The organism is Mucilaginibacter sp. RCC_168 (assembly GCF_041355315.1).
GTDB lineage: Bacteria > Bacteroidota > Bacteroidia > Sphingobacteriales > Sphingobacteriaceae > Mucilaginibacter.
Genome location: NZ_JBFUPN010000011.1, coordinates 175,729 through 196,717, shown reverse-complemented (window position 1 = coordinate 196,717; position 20,989 = coordinate 175,729). Strand labels below are relative to the sequence as shown.

Annotated in this window: 19 protein-coding genes; 4 read left to right on the top strand and 15 right to left on the bottom strand. The window is 46.1% G+C overall.

The features are described from left to right. The 13 genes from traK to AB6735_RS12370 all read right to left on the bottom strand — a co-directional run bounded on the left by traK (position 1) and on the right by AB6735_RS12370 (position 10,583). Complete coding sequence (gene traK / locus AB6735_RS12430; protein WP_090463666.1) at positions 1 to 621, bottom strand: conjugative transposon protein TraK; 621 nt, start codon at positions 619 to 621, stop codon at positions 1 to 3. A 26-nt stretch (positions 622 to 647) separates the two neighbouring features. Then, positions 648 to 1,850, bottom strand: a complete 1,203-nt coding sequence (gene traJ / locus AB6735_RS12425) for a conjugative transposon protein TraJ (RefSeq protein WP_090463669.1) — start codon at positions 1,848 to 1,850, stop codon at positions 648 to 650. A 10-nt stretch (positions 1,851 to 1,860) separates the two neighbouring features. Beyond that, positions 1,861 to 2,508: a hypothetical protein gene (locus AB6735_RS12420; protein WP_090465731.1), complete on the bottom strand. Its 648-nt coding sequence runs from the start codon at positions 2,506 to 2,508 to the stop codon at positions 1,861 to 1,863. Between the two features lie 8 nt (positions 2,509 to 2,516). Then, positions 2,517 to 3,212 (bottom strand): hypothetical protein, encoded by a 696-nt coding sequence (locus AB6735_RS12415; RefSeq protein WP_090463671.1) that lies wholly within the window; start codon positions 3,210 to 3,212, stop codon positions 2,517 to 2,519. Further along, positions 3,199 to 3,882: a conjugal transfer protein TraI gene (locus AB6735_RS12410; protein WP_090463673.1), complete on the bottom strand. Its 684-nt coding sequence runs from the start codon at positions 3,880 to 3,882 to the stop codon at positions 3,199 to 3,201. Before AB6735_RS12410 ends, AB6735_RS12415 begins: the two co-directional genes overlap by 14 nt. Positions 3,883 to 3,946: 64 nt before the next feature. Then, positions 3,947 to 4,267: a hypothetical protein gene (locus tag AB6735_RS12405; RefSeq protein WP_090463675.1), complete on the bottom strand. Its 321-nt coding sequence runs from the start codon at positions 4,265 to 4,267 to the stop codon at positions 3,947 to 3,949. 64 nt (positions 4,268 to 4,331) lie between these two features. Continuing rightward, positions 4,332 to 6,782 carry a TraG family conjugative transposon ATPase gene (locus tag AB6735_RS12400; protein ID WP_090463678.1) on the bottom strand — a complete coding sequence of 817 codons (2,451 nt, stop codon included), beginning with the start codon at positions 6,780 to 6,782 and terminating at the stop codon, positions 4,332 to 4,334. Between the two features lie 2 nt (positions 6,783 to 6,784). Further along, a complete protein-coding gene (locus AB6735_RS12395) occupies positions 6,785 to 7,099 on the bottom strand; it encodes a DUF4133 domain-containing protein (RefSeq protein WP_090463681.1) in 315 nt (104 codons plus the stop codon). Between the two features lie 26 nt (positions 7,100 to 7,125). After that, the gene (locus AB6735_RS12390; RefSeq protein ID WP_090463683.1) at positions 7,126 to 7,470 is read right to left on the bottom strand and encodes a DUF4134 domain-containing protein; all 345 of its coding nucleotides are present in this window, start codon (positions 7,468 to 7,470) and stop codon (positions 7,126 to 7,128) included. Between the two features lie 10 nt (positions 7,471 to 7,480). After that, complete coding sequence (locus tag AB6735_RS12385; RefSeq protein WP_143013805.1) at positions 7,481 to 8,050, bottom strand: hypothetical protein; 570 nt, start codon at positions 8,048 to 8,050, stop codon at positions 7,481 to 7,483. Positions 8,051 to 8,206: 156 nt separating this feature from the next. Beyond that, on the bottom strand, positions 8,207 to 9,043 hold the full coding sequence (locus AB6735_RS12380; protein ID WP_090463688.1) for an RteC domain-containing protein: 837 nt from the start codon (positions 9,041 to 9,043) through the stop codon (positions 8,207 to 8,209). 88 nt (positions 9,044 to 9,131) lie between these two features. Then, positions 9,132 to 10,295, bottom strand: a complete 1,164-nt coding sequence (locus AB6735_RS12375; protein ID WP_090463691.1) for a hypothetical protein — start codon at positions 10,293 to 10,295, stop codon at positions 9,132 to 9,134. 108 nt (positions 10,296 to 10,403) lie between these two features. Next, complete coding sequence (locus AB6735_RS12370) at positions 10,404 to 10,583, bottom strand: hypothetical protein (protein WP_090463694.1); 180 nt, start codon at positions 10,581 to 10,583, stop codon at positions 10,404 to 10,406. 127 nt (positions 10,584 to 10,710) lie between these two features. Here AB6735_RS12370 and AB6735_RS12365 point away from each other — a divergent pair, with 127 nt between their 5' ends. Continuing rightward, positions 10,711 to 11,766 carry a sensor histidine kinase gene (locus AB6735_RS12365; RefSeq protein ID WP_090463696.1) on the top strand — a complete coding sequence of 352 codons (1,056 nt, stop codon included), beginning with the start codon at positions 10,711 to 10,713 and terminating at the stop codon, positions 11,764 to 11,766. Next, complete coding sequence (locus tag AB6735_RS12360) at positions 11,763 to 12,494, top strand: LytTR family DNA-binding domain-containing protein (protein WP_090463699.1); 732 nt, start codon at positions 11,763 to 11,765, stop codon at positions 12,492 to 12,494. The genes AB6735_RS12365 and AB6735_RS12360 overlap by 4 nt, the downstream gene beginning before the upstream one ends. A gap of 9 nt (positions 12,495 to 12,503) precedes the next feature. On the opposite strand, the gene AB6735_RS12355 is transcribed toward AB6735_RS12360, so the two are convergent. Next, positions 12,504 to 15,554, bottom strand: coding sequence for a lantibiotic dehydratase (locus tag AB6735_RS12355; protein WP_090463702.1), 3,051 nt, complete (start codon positions 15,552 to 15,554; stop codon positions 12,504 to 12,506). Positions 15,555 to 15,807: 253 nt separating this feature from the next. On the opposite strand from AB6735_RS12355, the gene AB6735_RS12350 reads away from it, so the two are divergent. Continuing rightward, positions 15,808 to 15,999, top strand: a complete 192-nt coding sequence (locus AB6735_RS12350; RefSeq protein ID WP_090463705.1) for a hypothetical protein — start codon at positions 15,808 to 15,810, stop codon at positions 15,997 to 15,999. Here the strand turns inward: AB6735_RS12350 and AB6735_RS12345 are convergent. Further along, complete coding sequence (locus AB6735_RS12345) at positions 15,996 to 17,225, bottom strand: hypothetical protein (RefSeq protein WP_090463708.1); 1,230 nt, start codon at positions 17,223 to 17,225, stop codon at positions 15,996 to 15,998. The genes AB6735_RS12350 and AB6735_RS12345 overlap by 4 nt on opposite strands. Before the next feature lie 564 nt (positions 17,226 to 17,789). Here AB6735_RS12345 and AB6735_RS12340 point away from each other — a divergent pair. Continuing rightward, positions 17,790 to 20,984: a SusC/RagA family TonB-linked outer membrane protein gene (locus AB6735_RS12340; RefSeq protein ID WP_090463711.1), complete on the top strand. Its 3,195-nt coding sequence runs from the start codon at positions 17,790 to 17,792 to the stop codon at positions 20,982 to 20,984. Positions 20,985 to 20,989: the final 5 nt, after the last annotated feature.

Sequence of the window (20,989 nt, the reverse complement as noted above, 5' to 3'; positions counted from 1 at the left end):
TTATTGATTTTGAATGGTAGTATCCCGGTTCGCTAAAATTTGCCAGCGCTGGATGAGAAAGCCATGCGGGTTGTTATCAGTCTGGTTTTGCAGGTCACGGACCTCACCCTGGGTGACCAGTTTGCGATAGACGGTTCCGCTGGAACGAACCAACTTTTCCGTAGCATAGCAGATGAAGGTATAAGGGAATTGTTTTCCCCGCAGTTCCGTGCTGTCGATATTGATATCCTGCGAAATATTGGCGGAGATCAGGTTATTATAATATCCTGACTCCTGGAGATTATCATATTGCCTTTTAGCCGATTCGTCCGCCAGGTACAATGCCTTGGACACATTGGCCTGTATGGCTTTGTCATCCGGGCTCAGATCGAAGAAATATTGATGAAATGTTTTGATATGGTCGCGGAGTTCCACTGGTAGGTTATTTTTCCGGTCTGTGGCGATCGCCTCCAGTACTTTACCATTATACAGGATATGTACTCGGCTTTCCGCTTGGTGAATTAATTGACTGCTTTTATAAATGCAGAAACACATGGTGACCACATTCCCGAGGATCAGGAAAAAGCTGAATTGCCGGATATGCTTAAAGGCAGTGTCGATATTTTTGAGATGTGTAAACATAATGGAGAAGTTTAATGGTGAATGATTTATTTACCGGATAGCTTTTGTTCCTGGTATCTATCCGATTGACTGTTGCTGCCTGCCCCGTTATAGCCTTCCATGAAATGACCGGGTGCCTTAAGCAGGTTCGCTGCGCCCTGTTGCATACGGCCGCTTGTTGCGGATCCTGTCTGCATGGCTGTACTGGAAGCATGGCTGACCATCGAATTGACCTTTTGAAGCAGCCCGTTACCGCCACCGGCATGAACAATATAGCCAGCGACGCTGGGCACGGTGAAATAACCGATGATCCCGATGATCAGGAAAATGAGGTAGGCGGTGTCCGTCGAACTGAAGAAGGTATCTCCGGCATTTTGAACCTGTGTAATATCCAGCTTCAGCATATTCTCTTGTACCTTACCGATGATCGCACCAAAAATATTGGAGACAGGTAACCATAGGAAAACATTAATATACTTGGCCAGCCAGGAGGTGAGACTATGCTGAAAACCATCAAAAACAGATAAGCCCAAAACGATCGGGCCAAGAATAGCCAGTACGATCAGATAAAAGGTGCGGATGGTATTGATGCATAAAGAAGCCGCTTCATAACATACCTGCAGAACCTCCGACATCCATTGTTTGATCGAATTACGAAACTGATAGGAGGCCTTAGACATCTCAAACTTGATGCTGTTACTCATGCTGTTCAGCATGCCGGTATTGCCTGCTCCGCTTTTATCATTCGGGTGCGTGTATTTGTACCAGTGATCCTCATCACCATTACCATTAATGCCCACATAGGCCTGCCAGGCATCCGTTTTTTTTACCGCTTCATCCTTGGCCCGGAGTAGCCGCTCAATAGCCGCGTCGGAGTTTTGAACCATGCCGGCAGTAGCGCTCACGGTAGGTGCCATTACCCCGTTGAATACCGGTATAACCAGTACAGTGTAGAGGATGACTGCGAGCCCAATACAGAAGGGGCGAAGCAACGGGAAAAAATCAATGGGCTCGGCGCTGGCGATCTGTCGCCAGACCCTCACCGAGATATAGCATAGGGCACCAAAGCCGGCTATGGCCTTGCCTACACTGATCAGCTGCCCGCACATGGGCAGCATGTCATTATAAACGCCGTTTAAGGTTCCCTGCAATCCCTGGACATCGCTGGCCAGCCCTTCGGCATGAGAAAATAAAGGAAAAAATATCCCTGTTACCGCTGATAAGGCGGTTATTCCTATTGTTTTTTTCATGATGGTGCTATTAATTGTTTAAGCCATAAAGCTGTTTCAATGTCCGCGTATCCGCTGCATCCTTCACACGCTGAATGGATAGCGCGACCCCCTGGATATTAAAGTACCGCAGGAATTGAAGTTTATCGGAACTCCGGGCATAAATACGGTCTATCGCTTTGATCCGCTCGGCATCGGACATCCGTAATTTGTTGGCCGTGATGATGGTGGTTAATTCCTCGACGTTTTCCAGTGTACTGTTAACCAGGTTGGCATATACCTCACTCATATAACTGAGTTCAGCGGCGCTAAAGGTCCCGCTTTGCTGGAACAGGCTTTTTTTTCGTTTATACTCGCTGATCAGACTGGCTTCCATAGCCAGAATTTCGGCTACGCGGCCATAATTCCTTACTGCCGGGCTGATCGCCATCAAGCCGTCAATATACATGTGATGGAGATCAAAGTTTCCTTTGGACAGGGACGAGATGGTTCCATAGCCCTGTTGATAGATCTGGTAGCCGGTTTTCATATCCGATAGTATCGCCTTCATTTGGGTCAGCTTTTCAATATCCAGCAGCAATTGCTGCATTTCGGATGACTGTGCCTGGCCGGGAGTGGCACTAAGCACGCCGATGCCGGTAAGCAGTGTAGTAAGCCATATCGAAAGGTGCTTTTTCATCATCTTCATTATTTGTTTATCCCGTAAAGCCGCTTTGTCAGTGCGGCTTGACCTTGTTCCTGCCGCCGTTGCCCTGCATATATTTGAACCTGTGCTGTAAATCCAGCTGTAAACCGGTAATTGTCCTGCATACAGGCATGCACCTTATTGATCAGTGTGATCCGTTCCGCATCACTCATTTCCAAGTTTCCGTTATGGAGCAAATTTTGCAGGGTGTTGATCTGGTTATCGCAATCTTTTAAAACGGCTTCGCGTACCCCGCTGAGATAGCTTAGCTCTTCCCGTGTTAATCCAGTTGTCCGCCCGATCACAGCCAGTCTTTTCAATATGTCCTTTTGCCAGGTAAGGATATCATTCACCATGGGGTTGTTCTTGACTTCGCCATCGACTGTTTTTAGCCGGTTATAATAGGCGGTATGCTGGCCGTTCTCCATTTTTAAGGAACCGGTTATGGAACCCAGTCCATTTGTAGCGATACGATATCCTTTTTTTAGGTAGTCAGCATACACCGCTAAGGCCCCGATCTGTTGTACCAGGTATTTCTTTTGCGTCTTTTTCTGTTTGAACCATTCCGCGAATGTTTGCGCTTTCCCTGTAGCTGACATCCCGGTGCTGATCGCTGTGAACAGGGAAAAGACCAGTAAGGTACGGGCACGCCGCCTGATCGTGGCGGACTGCCGGCTGATGTGGTTAATGGATTCCATACAATGCTTTTGTTGTTTGTGTATCGTCGAGATCTTTACTGCGCTGAAGGCTGAGCATTTTGTTTTGGGTATTGTACCTGCACAGGTCGCTGTAGTTCTCATCAAGCTGATCCCCGGCGTGATTGATCAGTTCCAGTCGTTGCTCGTCGGTCATCTGGGTTTTATCACGTTTCACGATCAGCAGGATCTGATCCAGGTTTTGTACACTGGCATTCAGGATTCCGCCATAAACCTCCTGCATCGCGGATAGCTCCGCAGGGTTAAAATGTTTGTCCCTTTTGAGCATGCCCCAGGCCTGGTTATATTCCTTCACCAATGCCACCTGTTTGACGGTCAGGTCCTTGATGCGCTGGTAATAGGTGATGATGGATTTAATTTTCCAGAGCTCGTCATAATAGCTGCTGTAAAGCTGTTGTTGCTGACTGGACCAACCGGAAATTTCCGCGAGCCTTAATTTAGACAGTTGGTTTTCCAGTACTTTTTGCGCATTCTGTAACCAGATCGTCTGGTTCTGCATTCGCTGAACTTTCAGATCGATCGCTTTGATAACCCGGCTTACAGTAAGCTTGATGACCTCGGCGGCCACAATCTGTGCGTTTGCTCTTCCCGCATCAAAGGAAACCAGTATAATGGCCAGGCTTACCGGTAATGTGATCTTTAAAATTTTCATAAAAATCCCCCTTTCTCCCGCCAGATGACAGAAGTAAATTTGAACAACCAATTTTGATAATGCTTTAATCTATCTTACGGTAGATTCCGCCAAAAGAGAGGGAACGACCGTCGTCCTTAATATAGATTTGCCGTCCGTAGATAGTCTCCTGGAGAACCTGTTTGTCTTTATCAAAAGTTGCCATCCAGTGCTCTTGCCGGTATTCTTTTGGTAAGGTCTTCCCATCGCGTATACGGTGATAGCCATCTCGTCTTTCCACCTGATAAGTGCCGGCAGCCAGGTTATAGGATTGTATAACCAGCGTATCCGTGGCAATGCTATACTCATTTTTGAAGCTCATGACGTATACGCCGGAAACAGAATAATCGCTCTTGTTGCAACCCATGATGGTGATTGCACACACGAACAGTAATAGAAGTTTGAACGTTTTCATATGAATTGATTTTAATTTATACTGTTTTCATGCTTTCACTGACCAGCGCGGCGATGCCTTTTTCCATGCTGCCGTATTTCGCGGCATATTCCTGGACCAGGACGCGTTCGGTCCCTTCGGTGGTATAGGCGTAATATTCCTCGGGTGACAGTTCGTTTTTATAAACCTTCATCACCTGCCCGCCCAGGTCGATATAGATCTCCCGGTTATCCTTGTTGACCGATAAAACCTGTTGTTTGCCTTTATCTGACATCCCGAGCGTTTCCTGAAGTTTATCGAATTTGTTCATGTAGCTGCGCATATCCATCAGGATTTTAATGGACGCGTTATTGATGATCGCATCCTTGACAATGGGCGAACTGACCAGGTCATCCAGTTCTTGGCTGACAACATTCGGTACGCCATTGAACTTGCGCATGGTTTTGAACGCGTATTGTATGAATCCCGCCATGCCGGAATTGGCGATGGCTTTCCAGGCCTCGTCAATGGTGAGTACTTTCCGGACACCTTTCAATTTGCGCATTTTGGAAAGGAACAGTTCCATGATGATCAGCGTTACCACCGGAAAGAGGATCGGATGGTCTTTGATCGCGTCCAGCTCGATGACCACAAAACGCTGATCGAGCAGGTTGAGGTTTTCATGGGCGTTCAGCAGGTAATCAAATTCACCTCCCCGGTAATAGGGCCGCAATACGTAGAGGAAATTGTCGATGTCGAAATCCTTATCCTTGACCCGCTGCGCTTTGAGGACCTGTACATAATGACTCTCCAGGTAGTCATAAAAGGAATTAAAACCCGGCAAGTGCTGTTGATGCGCAGTGAGGTGTTCATAATAGCCTTGTAAAGCATTGGAGAGCGCCACGTACTCGCTCCGCATAAAACTCTCGTTTTCCTGTTTCCAGAGGGTAATGAGCAAAGCCTTCAGGCTCTCTTTTTTTTCGGTATCCAGTGATTGTCCATCGGGCAGGTAAAACGGGTTGAATTTAATTGGGTTGCTTTCCTCATAGGTAAAGTAATAACCGCCCACCAGTTCACATAAACCTTTATAACTGCCCCCGATATCTACCGTGACGCAATGAGCGCCCTGGTCGTACAGGGTGCGGAGAATATGGTTTACGGTCATAGACTTGCCGCCGCCGGATGTTCCGCAAACCAGCATACCTAAATTGGAGGTGATCCCTTTTTTACGAGGCGAGTCAAAAAGGTCGACGAAAACCGGCTTTCCGGTTAGCCGGTCGCAAAACCGGATACCCTCGGCAGGAGGATCGGACCGGTAGTTGCTTTCGAGGTTTAAAAAACAGGTGGCCTGCTCCAGGAAAGTATCAAAAGTGTCGTTCCCCGGAAAGTCCGCCGCGTTGCCAGGTATACCGGCCCACCATATCTGCGCCGCCCCGTCTGATTCCTGTTTGCTGCTGGCACCGAGCTGCGCCATGGCCGAACCAACCTGATTTTTGATGCCCTGTAAATCGGCGCGATTGTCTGTCCAGGCGATGACATTGAAATGGGCTTTAACCGGCAGCCGTTGCTGGCCAATGGCTTCATTCAGGAAATCATTGGTCGCGTCCCGGCCGATCGCGTTTTCACGGCTGTAGGCGGAAAGGGATTGCAACCGCAGTTTTTTGGCTTCCAGTTGTTTGAGCGTTTTTCCGGTGTCACCAATAAAAAAGTATTGATTATAGAGATGATTACAGTCCAGCAGGAGGTTGAGCTGCGTAGCAAATCCGATCGGGAATTTAGTTTTGTCGGTACTATACTTGTCATAGCTGATCCTGCTCCCGCAAAGGGATGGCAGGTACTCCGCATCACCCAGGGTGAACAACTGGGCATGCTGGTCTCCAATCTGTAGCCGGTCTTTGAGGTGAATGTCTTTGAGCATAGGTCGTTCATCTGCCTTTAGCAGAAAACAATACTGCTCCAGTATACCCGCTTTTTTTTCGGTGCCTGCTATGGCCTCATTGTCCAGCCTTTTTAATTGGATAAATCCGTTGTCACCAAGGATACGTTCGAATTGTCCGGCTTTCTCCAGGAAGGCCGGTAGCGAACGGTCGTCAATGGTTTGCTTCGGTGTAACGCTTTTGCGCAGGATGCCTGAAAATCCACTGGTAGCTGGTTTCCGGTCATCGGCCTTTTGGGTCAGCATCAGGTAACAGGTATGGTCGAGGAATGGCCTGCCGCTGAAATGACGGTCAGCGGCCGCAGTGAGAAAGCCGGCCTGGATACCCCGCGTTCCGGTATAGCTATTCCTCATAAATATATCCTGCTTGTGGACAATACTGTGTTTGGGCAATACTTTAACCGCCCTGATCCAGCTCTGGTGATAGGTCTCATAATCCTCATCTGAGAGGGTAAAGATCTCTGGCATAAAAACCTGGTAGGCAATGGTCAGGTCGCCCTGGACCGAAACCATGCAGTCATGCTCGACTTTATAAACGGGAAAAACTTGTTCAGCACGGGTGAATAGGGCCATGATCAACGGATTAATCGGGTGAATACTTGACGTGAATTAAATTTGAGGTAACCGGGCAGGTATCGTTTAGCGGTATATTTCATCAGGCCGTGCTGGCCGTATTTATGGCTGAGCTTAAATACCTGGAAAAACAGGATGCCACCCAGGGCCCCGATCAGGATAATACAGATCACTATGGGCAATCCTGAAATGTATAACACGGCGAAAAAAAACAGCAGCGCTACTAACCCGGCGGCCAGGTAACCGATATATTGAGCCTTAAGCCCCTTAAATTCGATCGGTTTATTGATTCCTTTATTGATTTGATAGACAGGCATACGTTGATATCCTTTCTGTTGATGAGTTAAATTCCTAAAAATGCTTTGATAACCGTGGCGACGATCACCAGGAAGATCATGCTCCCAAACCAGCTGGACGCGATCTTACTCGTATCATGATCTCCGTCTCCCATTTTTTTATAAACTTTGATAGCGCCGACCAGGCCATTGATTGCTCCGATAGCGTACATGAGTTTGGTACCCGTATCAAAATAACTTTTAACCTCGGAGGTTGCCTGGTTGATCCCGGCGTTGCCATCCTGTGCCATCGCGGCCTGGTAATTCAGGGCGATTAGCGACGCGAGTATGATGGATGTTTTGATCGCTGCGACCAGTCGCTCATTTCTATTTTTTAAAAACAGCTTTTTCATAACAGCAGGTTTAATCTTCGTTTGTCCAATAGTTTGCTAAGTCGGCATCCGATAGAGGAAAGGGAAACTGGGCAGCGCCTTCATCCAGCAGGAAATCATTGATCTGCCTTTGATAGTCTGTTCCGGATAAGGACGGGTATTTTTGTATGATCAGGCGGAAAAGCATCTCGAAGTTCTCCTTGCTCTCACCGGATTCGTTGATGACGCGGATCAGTGTTTTGACTTCAGAGACCATCTCAGAAAAATCACCAACCAACCGGCTGGAATTTCCACTCGGGAGGATGGCGGACGTGGGGTCTTCGTCTGGCCATTCGTCCGGGCTGTCCGGCGGCCCGAAGGAAAGCTCTTCCTGGTCGACAAAGGTTATATCATCTGCCTGGGCTTTACCGATGATCGCATAGTCAGCGAATTCCAGGTCTCCCCGGCCGGAACTTTTTAATGTGGGTTGCCTGCCGAGCAGCTTGTCCATGAACCCCTGGATTTCGGCGTGGTAAAAGGTCAGCCCGACATACAGGTAATAAATCGCGATGATAAAAAGGACGCTGACCGCGTAGGTGTACCATGAAATTTGGTGTAGCATAATGTGAGATTTTGGCGGCAGTTCCATTACTGCCGGCGACAGGACAAAATTTGGAAACACCCGCCCCGAAACACTCCGAGTTTATCCGACTCGGAGTGCAACTATTTTTATTTGATATAAAAAAAGCGGCGTTTAGCCGCTTTGATCCATAGATTCTTACTTGAATTTTTTCTGTACCCGGAGTAGGAAAGCCTCCTTCATTTCGTCGATATAAACCGTTGGGCTCGGTCGTCCGCAGAGCCAGTCATAGGTGTCATAGAAGTTCCCGAGCGAGATATTAAAACTCTTCTCAATGAATTTGACAATGCTTTTGAGGTTTTTTTTGCCAAAGGCTTCTGTTGCATGCCAACTGTAGATGAGCTCGATCAGGGCGCATTTGGTTTGCTTCCAGTTAAAATCCCTGAATTCGGAGTCGATCTGCACGATGGCTTCTTTTTGATTGATCTTTTGTATGGAATGTTCCAGGTATTCCTGCATCAGCTCGCTGGCTAAAACCTGTGCCAGTTTGTGATCATGAGTAGTGCTGAAAGTTGGGTCAAAGTCAATGACGCATTGATCAGGGTCGAGATGGACGTCGTAATTTCCCCGGACAAAGTAATATTCATCCAGATAGGTTGCCTGGGTCCGGACATACTGATAAAAAGAGAGGTTGCTCTCAAAGAAATGATAAAGGACCCTGATTTCATTGGCGTAATACTCGGCCACAACCTTTCCGTCACCAATGGGCTTTCGGATCTCGATATGGAGCAACGATTGGTAGAAAATGAGCTGGGACTTGAATTTGGGCTTGATATGTTTGAAGAACACGATCTCTTCTGCCGGCGTTCCCGGATTATTCAACTTGCAGTAATCTTTCAATTTTCGCAGGTATTTTAAGCAGGCGTGTATGGATTTTTCCAGTCGTTTGATCACTTGGTCTTCTTCCAGTACCAGGGCATTCAGATCCCTGTTCAGATCTGCATAAAGCCGTTCGCTAAATTTAGTTATCATCATAATTAACCGTTAGGTAAAGGGCCTTGTCACCGGTTAACAGAAACTGGTATCACAAACAAAGCCGCACAGGTAATCATTTTTTCATAGTTCAGCCTTTCTGTTTTAATTCAGGGAAATAAGTTTTATGAACATAATTGATCATCTTTTGCAGGTAATCCCGTACGACGGCAGCGGAAGTCTGATCAAGGCCGTAAAATGCCCGGGAGAAGCTTTTTAGAGAAATATTACCCTGCTTTCGCGTGCTGAAGTGCCGGGAAAAAAAACGGGTTATTTTGGAGACATTGGTATCCGGAAAACAGCCTGTCTGCGAGAAAATACGAATAAACATGGCAAACTGCGGCACGGAGAGATTGAGCGGCAAGCGAACCGGAACATTCGTTTTGATTAATAAACTGCTTCGGAGGTCCTGGTTTTCTGTTTTTTCATAAAGCCAGGGTAACAAAGCCAGGTCGACGGATAAAAGCTCGGGTTGCCATGCCTTCTCCGGGTTAACAGCAATGGTTGATAGTGTTTTAATTTGCTGCACAATGAAAGTTTCCCGGTCAGCTTTGTCGGGTAACTGGTTTAAATTGGACTGGATATAGTCCTGGTACCAGTATAAAAGATGCAGAGTGTTCAGGTTTTGCCGGTAAAGTACCCGGGCCAGTTGGTCGGTTGTAGTTCCCCCTGGCGCATGGATGAACTGCTGAACGGTCCCTAAGAGGTTCTGCGCGTGTTCGGCCTGGCGATAGGAGAGGCCGGACTGCAAAGCATCAGCGATCATTTCCTCTACCGAAATGTCAATAACGCCGATCAGCGCCGGTTCAATCCCAGCCGCTGGATGTGAAATGATATCCCGCCGGTACCCGGCCAACTTTCCGCACTGCTGGCGGCAGTTGTAAATCGTCGTTTTATAGTCCGGGTCGAAATAGGAATAGCATTGATGTTGAAGAAAATCCAAAAGCTGTTCTAACTCGTTGAGGATTTGCTCATCATATGGCGGTGTGGGTTTCTTCTTTTTTGCAAACGTATCAGCAGCCGGTATTATATTGCTGATTTGATTGGATAACTGGGTAAGACCAGCCTGGTGGTATTGTACATACCTGGTGATAACCAGGTCTTTCGCGGAACTGAAAAGCTCATGTACCCATTTTTCCTTCATGTTTGTGCACAGGGATTTTATGTTTCTTCGCTGAGCGGCGAGTTTTAAGTGAAAGCCGGTTTTATCGGTTTCCTCGGCTCCTTTAAGTAGGTCTCCGATAAGCTTTTCCAAATGATATAATTCCGATTTAATCAAAACCTAAAAAATAAGGGAAAATGGTTCTAATGAGCGATTTTTAGGCGTAAGTAGGGATGTTTTTAATAATTAATTAACTTTACGTTAATGTTTGGCTGGTATCCCCGCATTGGCGGTAGTGATGACTATGGTCACTGTGGCGGTTGTCGGATCGGTCTCCGTCGGATTATTTATATCGGAAAATGAACCCCTTAAATTTTCGCTGTTGAAATCACAGATGGTATTGATCCTTTTGTTAAACTTCTTTGGTCTTATATTTTTCATGATTTTGATATTTTGACCAAAGCTATTTTGACAAAGAAAGGCGCAGAACTTTATTACGCAGAGAGCCGATTGCGCGATGTAGAAACCGCCAGTTGACATTATTATGATAGATCAATTCAGTTAGCTAATGAAAAAGCGAGTGATCATTTTCCGGCACCTTTTGGCATGGGTATTATATATTGGTTATGAGCTGTCTCTCATACAAATTACCGTAGGTTTAAACCCATCTGCATTTCATTACTTGATTTTCTATCTGCTGAATATTTGCCTGTTTTATTTTAATGCCCACGTAATTCTTGACTTTGCGTTTTTTAAAACCAGGAAACCTTATCTGGTATCAAGCGTTTTAATTTTTTTAGAAATTATCACCTATCTCTTTATCAAGCTGGAGTTGGATCGTATATTATCGGGAGCCAGGCATTTAAGCCTGACGGTCAATCTTGTCAATGAAAAACTTTGGTTGACAAATATCTGGCGGGAGATATTTTTTATAGGATTCAGCATCGCTTATTGGTCTATGCTCTATATGATGAGGTTTAAAGAAAAGAACCACGCGATGAAAACCGAGCAGTTGAAGACAAAAGCAGCAGCACTCGAACTGGAGAACAAATATATCACGGCAGAAAATGCCTACCTGCAAAATCAGATCAGCCCGCACCTCCTGTTTAATTCTTTGAATTTTATTTATAATTCCATCCATAATTTGTCGGACAGGGCAGGGAGAGGGGTTATGCTCTTAGCGGAGATCATGCGCTATTCGTTGGTTTCAAGTGAAGACAAACGGACAGTCTTGTTAAACAATGAAATAGAACAAATCAATAGACTTATCGAGTTGAGTCACCTTAGGTTTCAGGAACAATTCTTTCTCAAATTCAGAAAGAAAGGAAAATTCTCCGGTGTCAGGATCCTGCCGCTGATCTTGATCACGCTTGTTGAAAATATGATGAAGCACGGAGATCTCGGAGAGATTGGAAAACCTGCCGTGATCAGACTGGAACATAAGGATAATTTACTTGTTTTTGAAACCAGGAATAAAAAAAGATCAGGAAGCCCCCACCCAAAAGGGGGCCTTGGTCTGAAAAATATTGAAAAACGACTGATTAACTTCTACCAGAACCGGTTTCAGCTGGATATCCTGGATAGAAGTGACGAGTTTTCAGTTACACTAACCCTAAGCTTATGAATTTCACCTGTTATGTCATCGATGATGAGTCCGACGCGATAACCCTTTTAAAAGAATATATTGAACTCACACCCGGTTTGGAACTGATCGGTTCGAATCAAAACCCGCTGATCGCCCTCGACGAGCTGACCAGCAGGAACGCGCCGGATATTGCTTTTATTGATGTCGATATGCGTCAGCTCTCCGGGATGGAGCTGGCTGGGATGGTCAACCTGTACACAACAGTGGTATTTACGACAGCCTTCCCGGAATATGCCCTACAGGCGTTTGAGAAAGAGGCGTTTGACTTCCTGTTAAAGCCGATCAATTACGAACGTTTTGCTAAATGTATACAGAAAGCTAAAAGAAAAATAAAAAGACCGGGTTATGAAGAAATTGGTATGGAAGATTTCTTCAATATAAAAAGTGAAGTTAAGGGCCGAATGGTAAAAATTAGATTCGACGAAGTAGTTTACATAGAGGGGGCGGTTAATTATATCCAGATTCATACGTTAAAGGAAAAGCATATCACTTACTTAACGATACAGGAAATCGAACGTCATCTGCCCAGGCAGACATTTGTCCGCATTCATCGCTCTTTTATCGTTAATATTAATTTTGTAAAAGTGATCGAACGAGCGCGGATTAGATTGGACAATGGCGAGTTTCTGGGCCTTGGAGACCACTACAAACAGAAATTTCTGGATTTTATGGACGCCCGCTTAATTAAAACGAATCGGGTCTCCTGAAACGCGGTGTTATTTGATTTTATTTTTGCGTTTCGCCCACATGAGCGCTTGGTCAAAACAAACTGTTAACCGGTCCATTACGGATCGTTTATGCCTGCCTTTTACAGAACGCAGGTATTTATGCAGCAGGTAGTAGCAGATCATTTCCTGTTTGCGGGATTCATCTGTGAAAATCCGGTTCAGATGCATGTGAATAATGCTGCGCAGGTAATCTAAATCCGGTATTTTTCCCGAATATTTTGATATGACCTGCAAGCTTTGACTGAAACTGATACCTGCTTTCAGGGAACCGCTGAGAATGCCCGGGTCGGCAGCCTGGAATGCCGATATGATTCCGGGTGTAAGCTCACGGTACTTTTTATCCAGATCAACCTTAATGGGTTTATCGGTAAACTCCGTCAGGAATTGTTGAAAGCTGATAAGCGTGAAGTCAAGCTGCTCCTCCGGATCGGCGATGAATGCCCTGATCATGACGACAACTGAATAAAGCGCAAATATATGGGTGCCGGTAACCGTTTTTGTCCTCGCCTGTTTTAAGAAATGCAACACCAGCTCACTGCTGGCCCAAAAAAAGTGCTCGGTATTTTCAATGCCGCCTGCAGCATAACGTTCCAGTTCACGGTTGTAGACATCGATCTGGAATTCCCGGATTACATGCTGCTGGATGGGGCCTTCCAGTTTCGTTTTAAAGGCCTGAAGTATTTCGCTGATCGAATCAGGATTTACTTTGAGCCGCAGGCGAATGTGTGGCGCCTGGTCTTCGTAACGGATAAAGAACCATTGACCGATCTTGTGCCCACCATAGCGCCTATTGAGCAAAGGGGCCAGCCGCAGGAGCAGTCGGTTGGCACCGATCTTTGGTGCATATACTTTCAGGTAAAGCCAGGAGGAACCCGGAATATATTTGCGCTGCTGCTTGGGTTTAAATGTGCGCAGATTAATTGGTTTTGGCAGGACAATCGGTTCGGCCGGCAACAGGTAAGCGTTATATTGCTTTACTTCCGGTTGTTTCAAGAACTCCTTTAACACCACTTCTTTCTTTTGCCGGATGCAGTTACAGAAAAAAACGATATCACGCTCACTTTGCCCGTCAAAGACCAATTCCTGGTCGCCTTCCGCAAGCGAAAAATAACGTGGTAGCCGGATAGGTGTACTTAGTGCGGTAAACGCTTTGCGGATGTCCTTAAGGTCACCCTGTAACTCTGCTATGTGCTGCACTTTGATGATCCACGTTGCCAGGCTTAAGATGGTATCCTTATACTCAACCCGCGGGTAGAAGCTCAGGCCAGGAAAAAACTGCCGCATGTCCAGTCCCAGGTTTGACCGCCCGTATTGATAAGGCAGGTCCGCTAGAAAACGAAATAAGGGCAGTTGATTCAGGCTGTGATTGTAGGCCGAGGTCAGGCGGGGGATCACGAGCTTTTGATGCTGCTCGGAAAAAAGCATCACCTTGTTATTAATAATCCGCACATACAGGTCGGAAAGCTGAAGTTGCTGTTCTGCCGGTAAGGTAGATGCGGCTGTGATTGGTATTTCGTAATGATAGATATGAGCTCTGCGATTCACGTTATCAATGTGCGGATCGGCCAGGTGCAACAATTCGGCAAAAATAAGATCGGGATTTTGTGCCTCCAGCTGACGAGCCATCAGCTTCGCGGCCGAGGCGGTTCTTTCATTGACTACCGTGAACCGGCCCATTAAAGCAGGTGCATTAATGCCGCCCGCATTCTCGATGAACACCTTATTTTCCGCAATGCGAAAGAGAACCGACATGCCCAATATGGGCTCGGGTTTATCGGTGACGGTCAAGCGTTCCAGGTCGGTATCCTGCAACCTTATTACCGGATCGGCTGATTTATCCCGAAGCCAGGATTCCATCAGCATACTATGAACTGGGGACCAGGTTCCGTGCGGTTTTGGCTGGTTACCGTAAGAGATATGCAACGTTTCGAGGAGCGGGTTGTTTTTCTCGGTTTCAGGGTACTGATAGCCAACCCCGGCTTCAGGGTCAAGCGCCTGCAACAGGGGTAATGTCTGACCTTCAAAATGCTGTTGAAAAGAAGTAATAAACTGCGACATCCTGGTTGACTGCCTGGTTGGAGAAAGCAATTCCAGCGCACTAAAGCCATTCTGAAGCTGGCTCCGGCAACTCATTTCCACTTGTTCAGTCGCACCTTCGCGTTTTAAAATAACACTTAGTTTATCCTGTGGCATTTCTTTTTCTGGGAGTAGAGCGTTAAGATCATGCTCCAATTGCTCGATTAACGAAGGATTAAGAATGTTTTTTTCGTTGCTTTGCCGGTCCAGGATACTTAGAAGATCATGTTTTACCGGGCTTTCATTAAGCTTGCCGGCCAGTCGCGTTAGGTAATCCGCACCGTTAATTGACATGCGATCCTGGTTGATAAGTAATTGCGCTTCGATCAGAAAATCGGCATAATCTTCAGCATCATGAAGAAGGCAGTCAGCGGACCTTGCAATTCGGCTGACGATTTCCTGCCGGGAACATCCTCTGGCGCATTGGTTGAGCAGGTCCTTGAGTAACTTAGAGAAAGCAATGGACTGTAGCTGGTATTCGCGCCGTTTACCTCCTTCTTCCAATCCCACTCTAAGAAAACGGTATTCATTTAATACCCGGTAAATGGACGGATTGCTTTCAAACCTTGCCTGATCTTTCAATTCGTATTCCAGCAGGTAGTTGCCCAGCATATTTTGCAACGGCATGGCGGTCCGGATGTCAGCGCTGAAATTTGCCGGGGAATGATCGCTGTCGGCCTTGTCTACCCAGTTCACCAATGATACAGAAGAGAAAAGGCCGAATGGCGTTGGACGAAAACAATAACGGTTGATGTATTTTTGTACCGTAATCGTTTCTTTTTCCGATAGCCTTATACCCTGAAACTGATGGTGATCGAGGACAGCGTAAAAGGCGGGTGTGGCGACTTTTATCGCTGTGCGAAAAAATTCATCATCCAGAAAGCTTTGTTGTTCCCCGATATAGTCAACTGGGGTTTTAACAGGCATTCGCAAAAGCAGATGCGGCGCAAAATGGTAATTCATGATGGCAATGTAGATAAATGCAAATACTCATTGATGATAGGATCTGGCACCCGTTAAATTTCTAAAGCAACTTTAGGGCCACTTCCCCGATAATGTCTGGGTATACCAATCTTCTTTAAGTACATAAGTTATTACGAGTTACAAACCGGCATCACCCTGAGTATGGAAAATAGTCCTTCGACAAAAAGATCAATTCACTGCAGATGATTTGTTGCGATCCTAATTAACCGACCGAAAACTAAAATATAAAATTATGGATGTTCCGATAGCAAAACGGTACCAGCCTACTGTTTTTCAATCGAAACGGATAAAACAGGCGGCTAAGGTTTTGCTCGCATACTTGTTGGTCATGAAATGTCCGCAAAAGGAGACCATCAGCGGGCAAGCATCCTGGAACATTGAACGGCCTGAAAATTTTTCAGGCCGTTCAATGTTCGGTCATTAATTAGAGACCAATGTCGTTATACTTGAGGGAGTGAGGTTAATGTTAAAACTGCTGCCCGATACGCTAAAACTGTTGGATGCCAGATTTGAGGAACTGTTGGTGTAATAACGATTGAATCCGCTTACCGTAATGCCGCTCAAACTAAATACCTGGTTTGTTGTTGCCGTATTCTGATTGACAATAACAAGTACCAGCGTGCTGCCGCTTTTGTACGCGGTAACGTAAACCCCGGTGGATGGGTTAGCTGTACAGGATACCTTCATATAGTTAGGCCTTACATAGCGCGCATACTGCGCCATGACATACCCAAGCTTGGTAATATTGCTGCTTTCGTCGATAGGGCCGTAGCTTCGGCGAATATACCACCAGGTATAGGCAGCATATCCGGCAGCCATACAGTCGTGAATTTCTTTAGCAGCGTTCATAGCATTGGACCAGTCATTACCGCTCACACTGGAGTTGGTAAAGTGTTCCGTCATCCAAACTGATTTACCAATGCTGCCTAAGCTGTAAGGCGTCTTGCCATAAATATGTCCGCAAACAAAGCTTGTCTTTGATTTGGCAGTTGCGTTACTTAAATAGGCGTTAATAAATGTCTGATCCATATTAAAGGGCTCCGGAGCCATAATTGGTGCACCGCAGTTGCTTCCCTGTGCTGCTACAAAGTTAGCTACTTCCGTGGCGGTTGCCTCCATCCAGCCGGTACCCGACAAATTGGGTTCGTTGAACGGGCTAATCGCATAAACGCCGCCCACCGCGGTGTTGTACGAATTTAAGTGAGCCGCGTAAGCAGCGTATGATGCGGTATTCAGATTGACACCTGTCATCATACTTGAGGGAGCGTTCCAAGCCGTGGCGATTACTTTGGCGCCATAACTTTTGGCTACATCAATGGTCGGTTTTTCAGCCGCAAAGTTGCTGCTGCTTGTAGGAACCATTACACGAAGTATACTCATACCAATGCCGCTGGTTGGCGAAAAAGCTTCGGTACGCTGAGTGGGAGTAAGGTCGGCTATCCAGGTCAGGATGCTTGCACCGCCAAACCCCTGAATGGTTTGTTGTTCCGTTGCTGCATCTATCGCGGCTGTGCCGGTAGTGGCCGTGGTTTGTGCTTTCCGTGTTTGGTCGGGCGTAGGTTCAGTTGTGCGCGGTTTGGTGTTTTCGTTTTTTGAACAACCAGCAAACAGCAGGACCAGGCAAGCCAGTTGCCATAAGTTTTTTCTCATGATGATTAGATTTTGGTTAATAATTGGTAAATGTCAGTGACTACTGATAGAACAAAAATATTTTTATTCGCCGTGACGAAATGTCACGATTGAATTGAAATATGCAACAAATGATTAAATCGTATTTCCTTAAAGAAAAGAAGGCCGCAAGTAGCAGGAGGAGGTTATTTTTCCGGAATAGCGGGAACGGCTGCCATTTTCGTCATAACAGCGGTCTAAAGCGCTTGAAATGAACATTTGTCATAATATTTTGCCGAAAAGTTCTACAGGAGAAAGCCGAAACCACTGAACTTAGCAATTCAGCCGCAACCGTGTGCGTTGCACTAAAATTTATAATTATAAGCCGTAAATCATTTTTTTAACCTCTGTAAACGGGGAATTATTGAGCCATGTTGTGATATCGATTGCATAGTGTAATTGACATCCTTTGCGTAGCCGCGGAAGCGGATTAATTAACTACTTTATTTTAATAGAAGACCATGGAGACATAGATAATACCGTAAACCTGCTCGTCCAGGACGAGCAGATGAAAACAATCTGAACTTTAATTATAAATCCAATTATATGAGAATACTTCAACTTTTTAAATTAAAATGCCCCACACTGTTGCTTACCTTTATATTGTTAAATGGAATATCCACTGTTGCTCATGCGCAGACAATCGGGCTTAAAGGAAAAGTGGTGGATGAGAAAGGGGAGCCGCTTACGGGCGCTACCATCCGGATCACCGGAACTACCACAGCAACAACAGCTGACCTCAACGGTAATTTTACATTGAATGTTCCGGCCCGTACCAACAGCGTCACTATTTCCTTTGTTGGTTATGTGGATGCGGTAAAAATCATCAATCCCGATAAACCCAATTTGGCAACAGTGACCCTAACCAAAAATAATAAAGACCTGAATGAGGTGGTTGTCGTGGGTTATGGCGCGCTGCGAAGGCAGGATGTAACCGGTACCGTTGTGTCTGTAAGCGCCAAGACACTTCAGGAAGTACCTTCTGCCAACGTTTTCGAACAGCTAAAAGGTAGAGTGGCTGGTCTTGATGTAGTTAATAATGTGAATAATGGCCCCGCGATAACGATCAGGGGTAACCGCACGATCGGTAATCCGGGTGCGGATGGCCCGTTGATTATTTTAGATGGCGTGCCTTATTATAATTTTATTGAAAATATCAACCCGAATGATATTAAAAGCGTGGAGGTGCTGAAAGGTGCGTCCGCTACAGCTATCTATGGGTCGCGGGGCTCCGGGGGGGTGATCCTGATCACGAGCAATCGTGGAAGAGTTGGTCAAACACAAACAGCATATGACACCTATTACGGTATTACCACGCTGGAAGGCCAGCTTAAAACGCTGAATGGTCAACAATATGCACAACTCAAAACCGATGCACTTCAGGGATCAATCATGCAAAGTAATGGCCCTTCACAAGCCTACCCGTTAACGGCCACCGAACAACAGGCGCTTAAGGATGGGACTAATACCAACTGGGTTGATTTATTGACCAAACCCGCGCAGGTATGGGATCAGAGCCTGCGCGTGTCCGGTGGCACCGAAAAGACACAATTTAACGTTGGTCTGGCTTACCGGAACAGCACCGGTCTGGAGCCGAATAATTCCGTTAAGCGAATTACGCTGAATGCGAACATTGATCACAAGATCAACAACTATATTAAATTTGGTGTAAGTATTTTAGGTAGTATCAGGCTGATCAATAGTGGGGGGGGAAACGAATACGGCACCGCACAATGGTTTAGCCCGCTTGCCTCTCCTTATAATACCGATGGTTCTATTAATCCTACCCCCCTGGTAGGGCAACTGGATGCGTCTGCCCGTAACCCCCTTCTTAAAGGTCAAAATCCCGACACGTTTTATAACTATACGCGAGGTTTTCTTAACAATGATATTGTCTATCTGGAGGTAAAGCCGCTTAGCCACCTGACCTACCGCTATAGCGCTAATTATAACTTTTCGCAATCATTGCAGGGGGTCTATAACGGTATAAACGGTGTGGATATCCTGACCATCGCCAAGACCAGCGCGAGTACGACCAACAATTATGCTTACCGCCTGTATCAGGAACACCTGCTCACCTATGACAATACCTTTTTTAATGATCACCACATCAATTTTGTAGCCGGCTTTACATCGGAAAAATCACATACCGAAAATTCCAATATGAGTGCAACCGGTATTCCGTCTGATGCGGTAAAAAACGCCAACCTGAATCTCGGAACCTTCAACAGCTTCGGCGGCAGCTGGAACGAGACGGGCTTACTGTCTTTTGTTGGGAGGATAAATTATACCTATGCCAACCGGTATAACCTGACGGCGACGATGCGTTCGGACGGAGCCTCAGCCTTAGCCGACGGTCACAAATGGACCAGCTATCCTTCCATTGGATTGGGATGGGTAGTCAGTAACGAATCGTTCATGAAGGCTTATAACTTTGTCGATAACCTGAAGTTGCGTGCCGGTTATGGCATCACGTCCAACACCGTCAGTGCCTCTTCGTATAACACCCTGGGCCAGTTAACCTCTAATAAATATCAGTATGGTGGTGCCTCATCGGGCGATGCTTCCGGGGTATTGGTGACATCATTAGTAAACAACAGCTTAACGTGGCAGCGTACTGCTGAAACGAACCTGGCTTTGGATTTTGCCTTTTTTAAAAATCGCCTGACAGGTTCGGTGGAAGTGTACCATCAAAAGACGACCGGTATCATCCTGAACAATATTCTGCCCGCAACGAGCGGAGCCGGGTCGCAAACCAGCAACCTGGGTGAATCCGCGAATAAAGGTCTGGAAATATCATTGAGCAGTGTAAACATCCGAAACGCATCAGGGTTCAACTGGTCTACGGATTTCAACATCGCGTTCAGCCGTGAAAAAATAGTTAAACTACCAAACGGCAGTATACAGAATATAGGCGTGGGTGAGTTTGTGGGTTCTCCGCTCACCGTTTATTATGATCTTCGTAAAATCGGCATCTGGCAGATAGCTGATTCGCAGGGCGTTAATACAGCAAAAAGTGCTTCTGACGGTGGTACGGTATATCTGCCGGTAAATGGACAAACTTCCCCCTTGCAATATCCTGGACAAATCCGGGTGCAGGACCTGAATGGCGATGGTAAGATTGATGCCAAGGACAATCAGATCCTGGGGTCTCCGCAGCCGAAATATACATTTGGGTTCACCAATCGTTTTAATTACAAAAACTTCGATCTGAGTATTGTTATTCAAGGCCGCATGAAGTTTATGACAACGGTTCCCTATGTTTCTTCGTCAAATTCAAACGTGTGGGGATGGCAGTTTCTGAATCTGGGACGCCACAATCAGCCGGTACTTGATTATTGGACCCCGACTAACCCTAATGGTGAATGGCCTATGCCCAACAACCAGTTCCAGAGCCAGTTTTACTCCACGCTGCAGTATTTCGACGGTTCTTTCATCCGTGCAAAAAGTATCAACTTGGGTTACACTATTCCAGCCAGTGTGCTAAAACGCCTGGGCGTGGCCTCATTACGTGTTTATGCGAATGTTACAAATCCGTTTATTATTTACGCGCCTATTCGCAATCATGGTTTTTCCGTACCTGATCCAGAGTCGATCAGCGGCATCGGGCCTGTGCCGGCGAATGCAAGCGGTAACGTAGGCGGTTTCGACGGAAACAATGCCAGTTCTTATCGTGGCGTAGGTATCAGCGCAGGAGAACAGACACGTGATTTTATTTTTGGTATCAATGCAAGATTTTAATTTAA

Excerpts from the sequence above, each read along its gene's own strand:
- traK (WP_090463666.1), bottom strand. The coding sequence starts at position 621 with ATGTTTACACATCTCAAAAATATCGACACTGCCTTTAAGCATATCCGG.
- traJ (WP_090463669.1), bottom strand. The coding sequence starts at position 1,850 with ATGAAAAAAACAATAGGAATAACCGCCTTATCAGCGGTAACAGGGATA.
- AB6735_RS12420 (WP_090465731.1), bottom strand. The coding sequence starts at position 2,508 with ATGAAAAAGCACCTTTCGATATGGCTTACTACACTGCTTACCGGCATC.
- AB6735_RS12415 (WP_090463671.1), bottom strand. The coding sequence starts at position 3,212 with ATGGAATCCATTAACCACATCAGCCGGCAGTCCGCCACGATCAGGCGG.
- AB6735_RS12410 (WP_090463673.1), bottom strand. The coding sequence starts at position 3,882 with ATGAAAATTTTAAAGATCACATTACCGGTAAGCCTGGCCATTATACTG.
- AB6735_RS12405 (WP_090463675.1), bottom strand. The coding sequence starts at position 4,267 with ATGGGTTGCAACAAGAGCGATTATTCTGTTTCCGGCGTATACGTCATG.
- AB6735_RS12400 (WP_090463678.1), bottom strand. The coding sequence starts at position 6,782 with ATGGCCCTATTCACCCGTGCTGAACAAGTTTTTCCCGTTTATAAAGTC.
- AB6735_RS12395 (WP_090463681.1), bottom strand. The coding sequence starts at position 7,099 with ATGCCTGTCTATCAAATCAATAAAGGAATCAATAAACCGATCGAATTT.
- AB6735_RS12390 (WP_090463683.1), bottom strand. The coding sequence starts at position 7,470 with ATGAAAAAGCTGTTTTTAAAAAATAGAAATGAGCGACTGGTCGCAGCG.
- AB6735_RS12385 (WP_143013805.1), bottom strand. The coding sequence starts at position 8,050 with ATGCTACACCAAATTTCATGGTACACCTACGCGGTCAGCGTCCTTTTT.
- AB6735_RS12380 (WP_090463688.1), bottom strand. The coding sequence starts at position 9,043 with ATGATGATAACTAAATTTAGCGAACGGCTTTATGCAGATCTGAACAGG.
- AB6735_RS12370 (WP_090463694.1), bottom strand. The coding sequence starts at position 10,583 with ATGAAAAATATAAGACCAAAGAAGTTTAACAAAAGGATCAATACCATC.
- AB6735_RS12365 (WP_090463696.1), top strand. The coding sequence starts at position 10,711 with ATGAAAAAGCGAGTGATCATTTTCCGGCACCTTTTGGCATGGGTATTA.
- AB6735_RS12360 (WP_090463699.1), top strand. The coding sequence starts at position 11,763 with ATGAATTTCACCTGTTATGTCATCGATGATGAGTCCGACGCGATAACC.
- AB6735_RS12355 (WP_090463702.1), bottom strand. The coding sequence starts at position 15,554 with ATGAATTACCATTTTGCGCCGCATCTGCTTTTGCGAATGCCTGTTAAA.
- AB6735_RS12350 (WP_090463705.1), top strand. The coding sequence starts at position 15,808 with ATGGATGTTCCGATAGCAAAACGGTACCAGCCTACTGTTTTTCAATCG.
- AB6735_RS12345 (WP_090463708.1), bottom strand. The coding sequence starts at position 17,225 with ATGAGAAAAAACTTATGGCAACTGGCTTGCCTGGTCCTGCTGTTTGCT.
- AB6735_RS12340 (WP_090463711.1), top strand. The coding sequence starts at position 17,790 with ATGAGAATACTTCAACTTTTTAAATTAAAATGCCCCACACTGTTGCTT.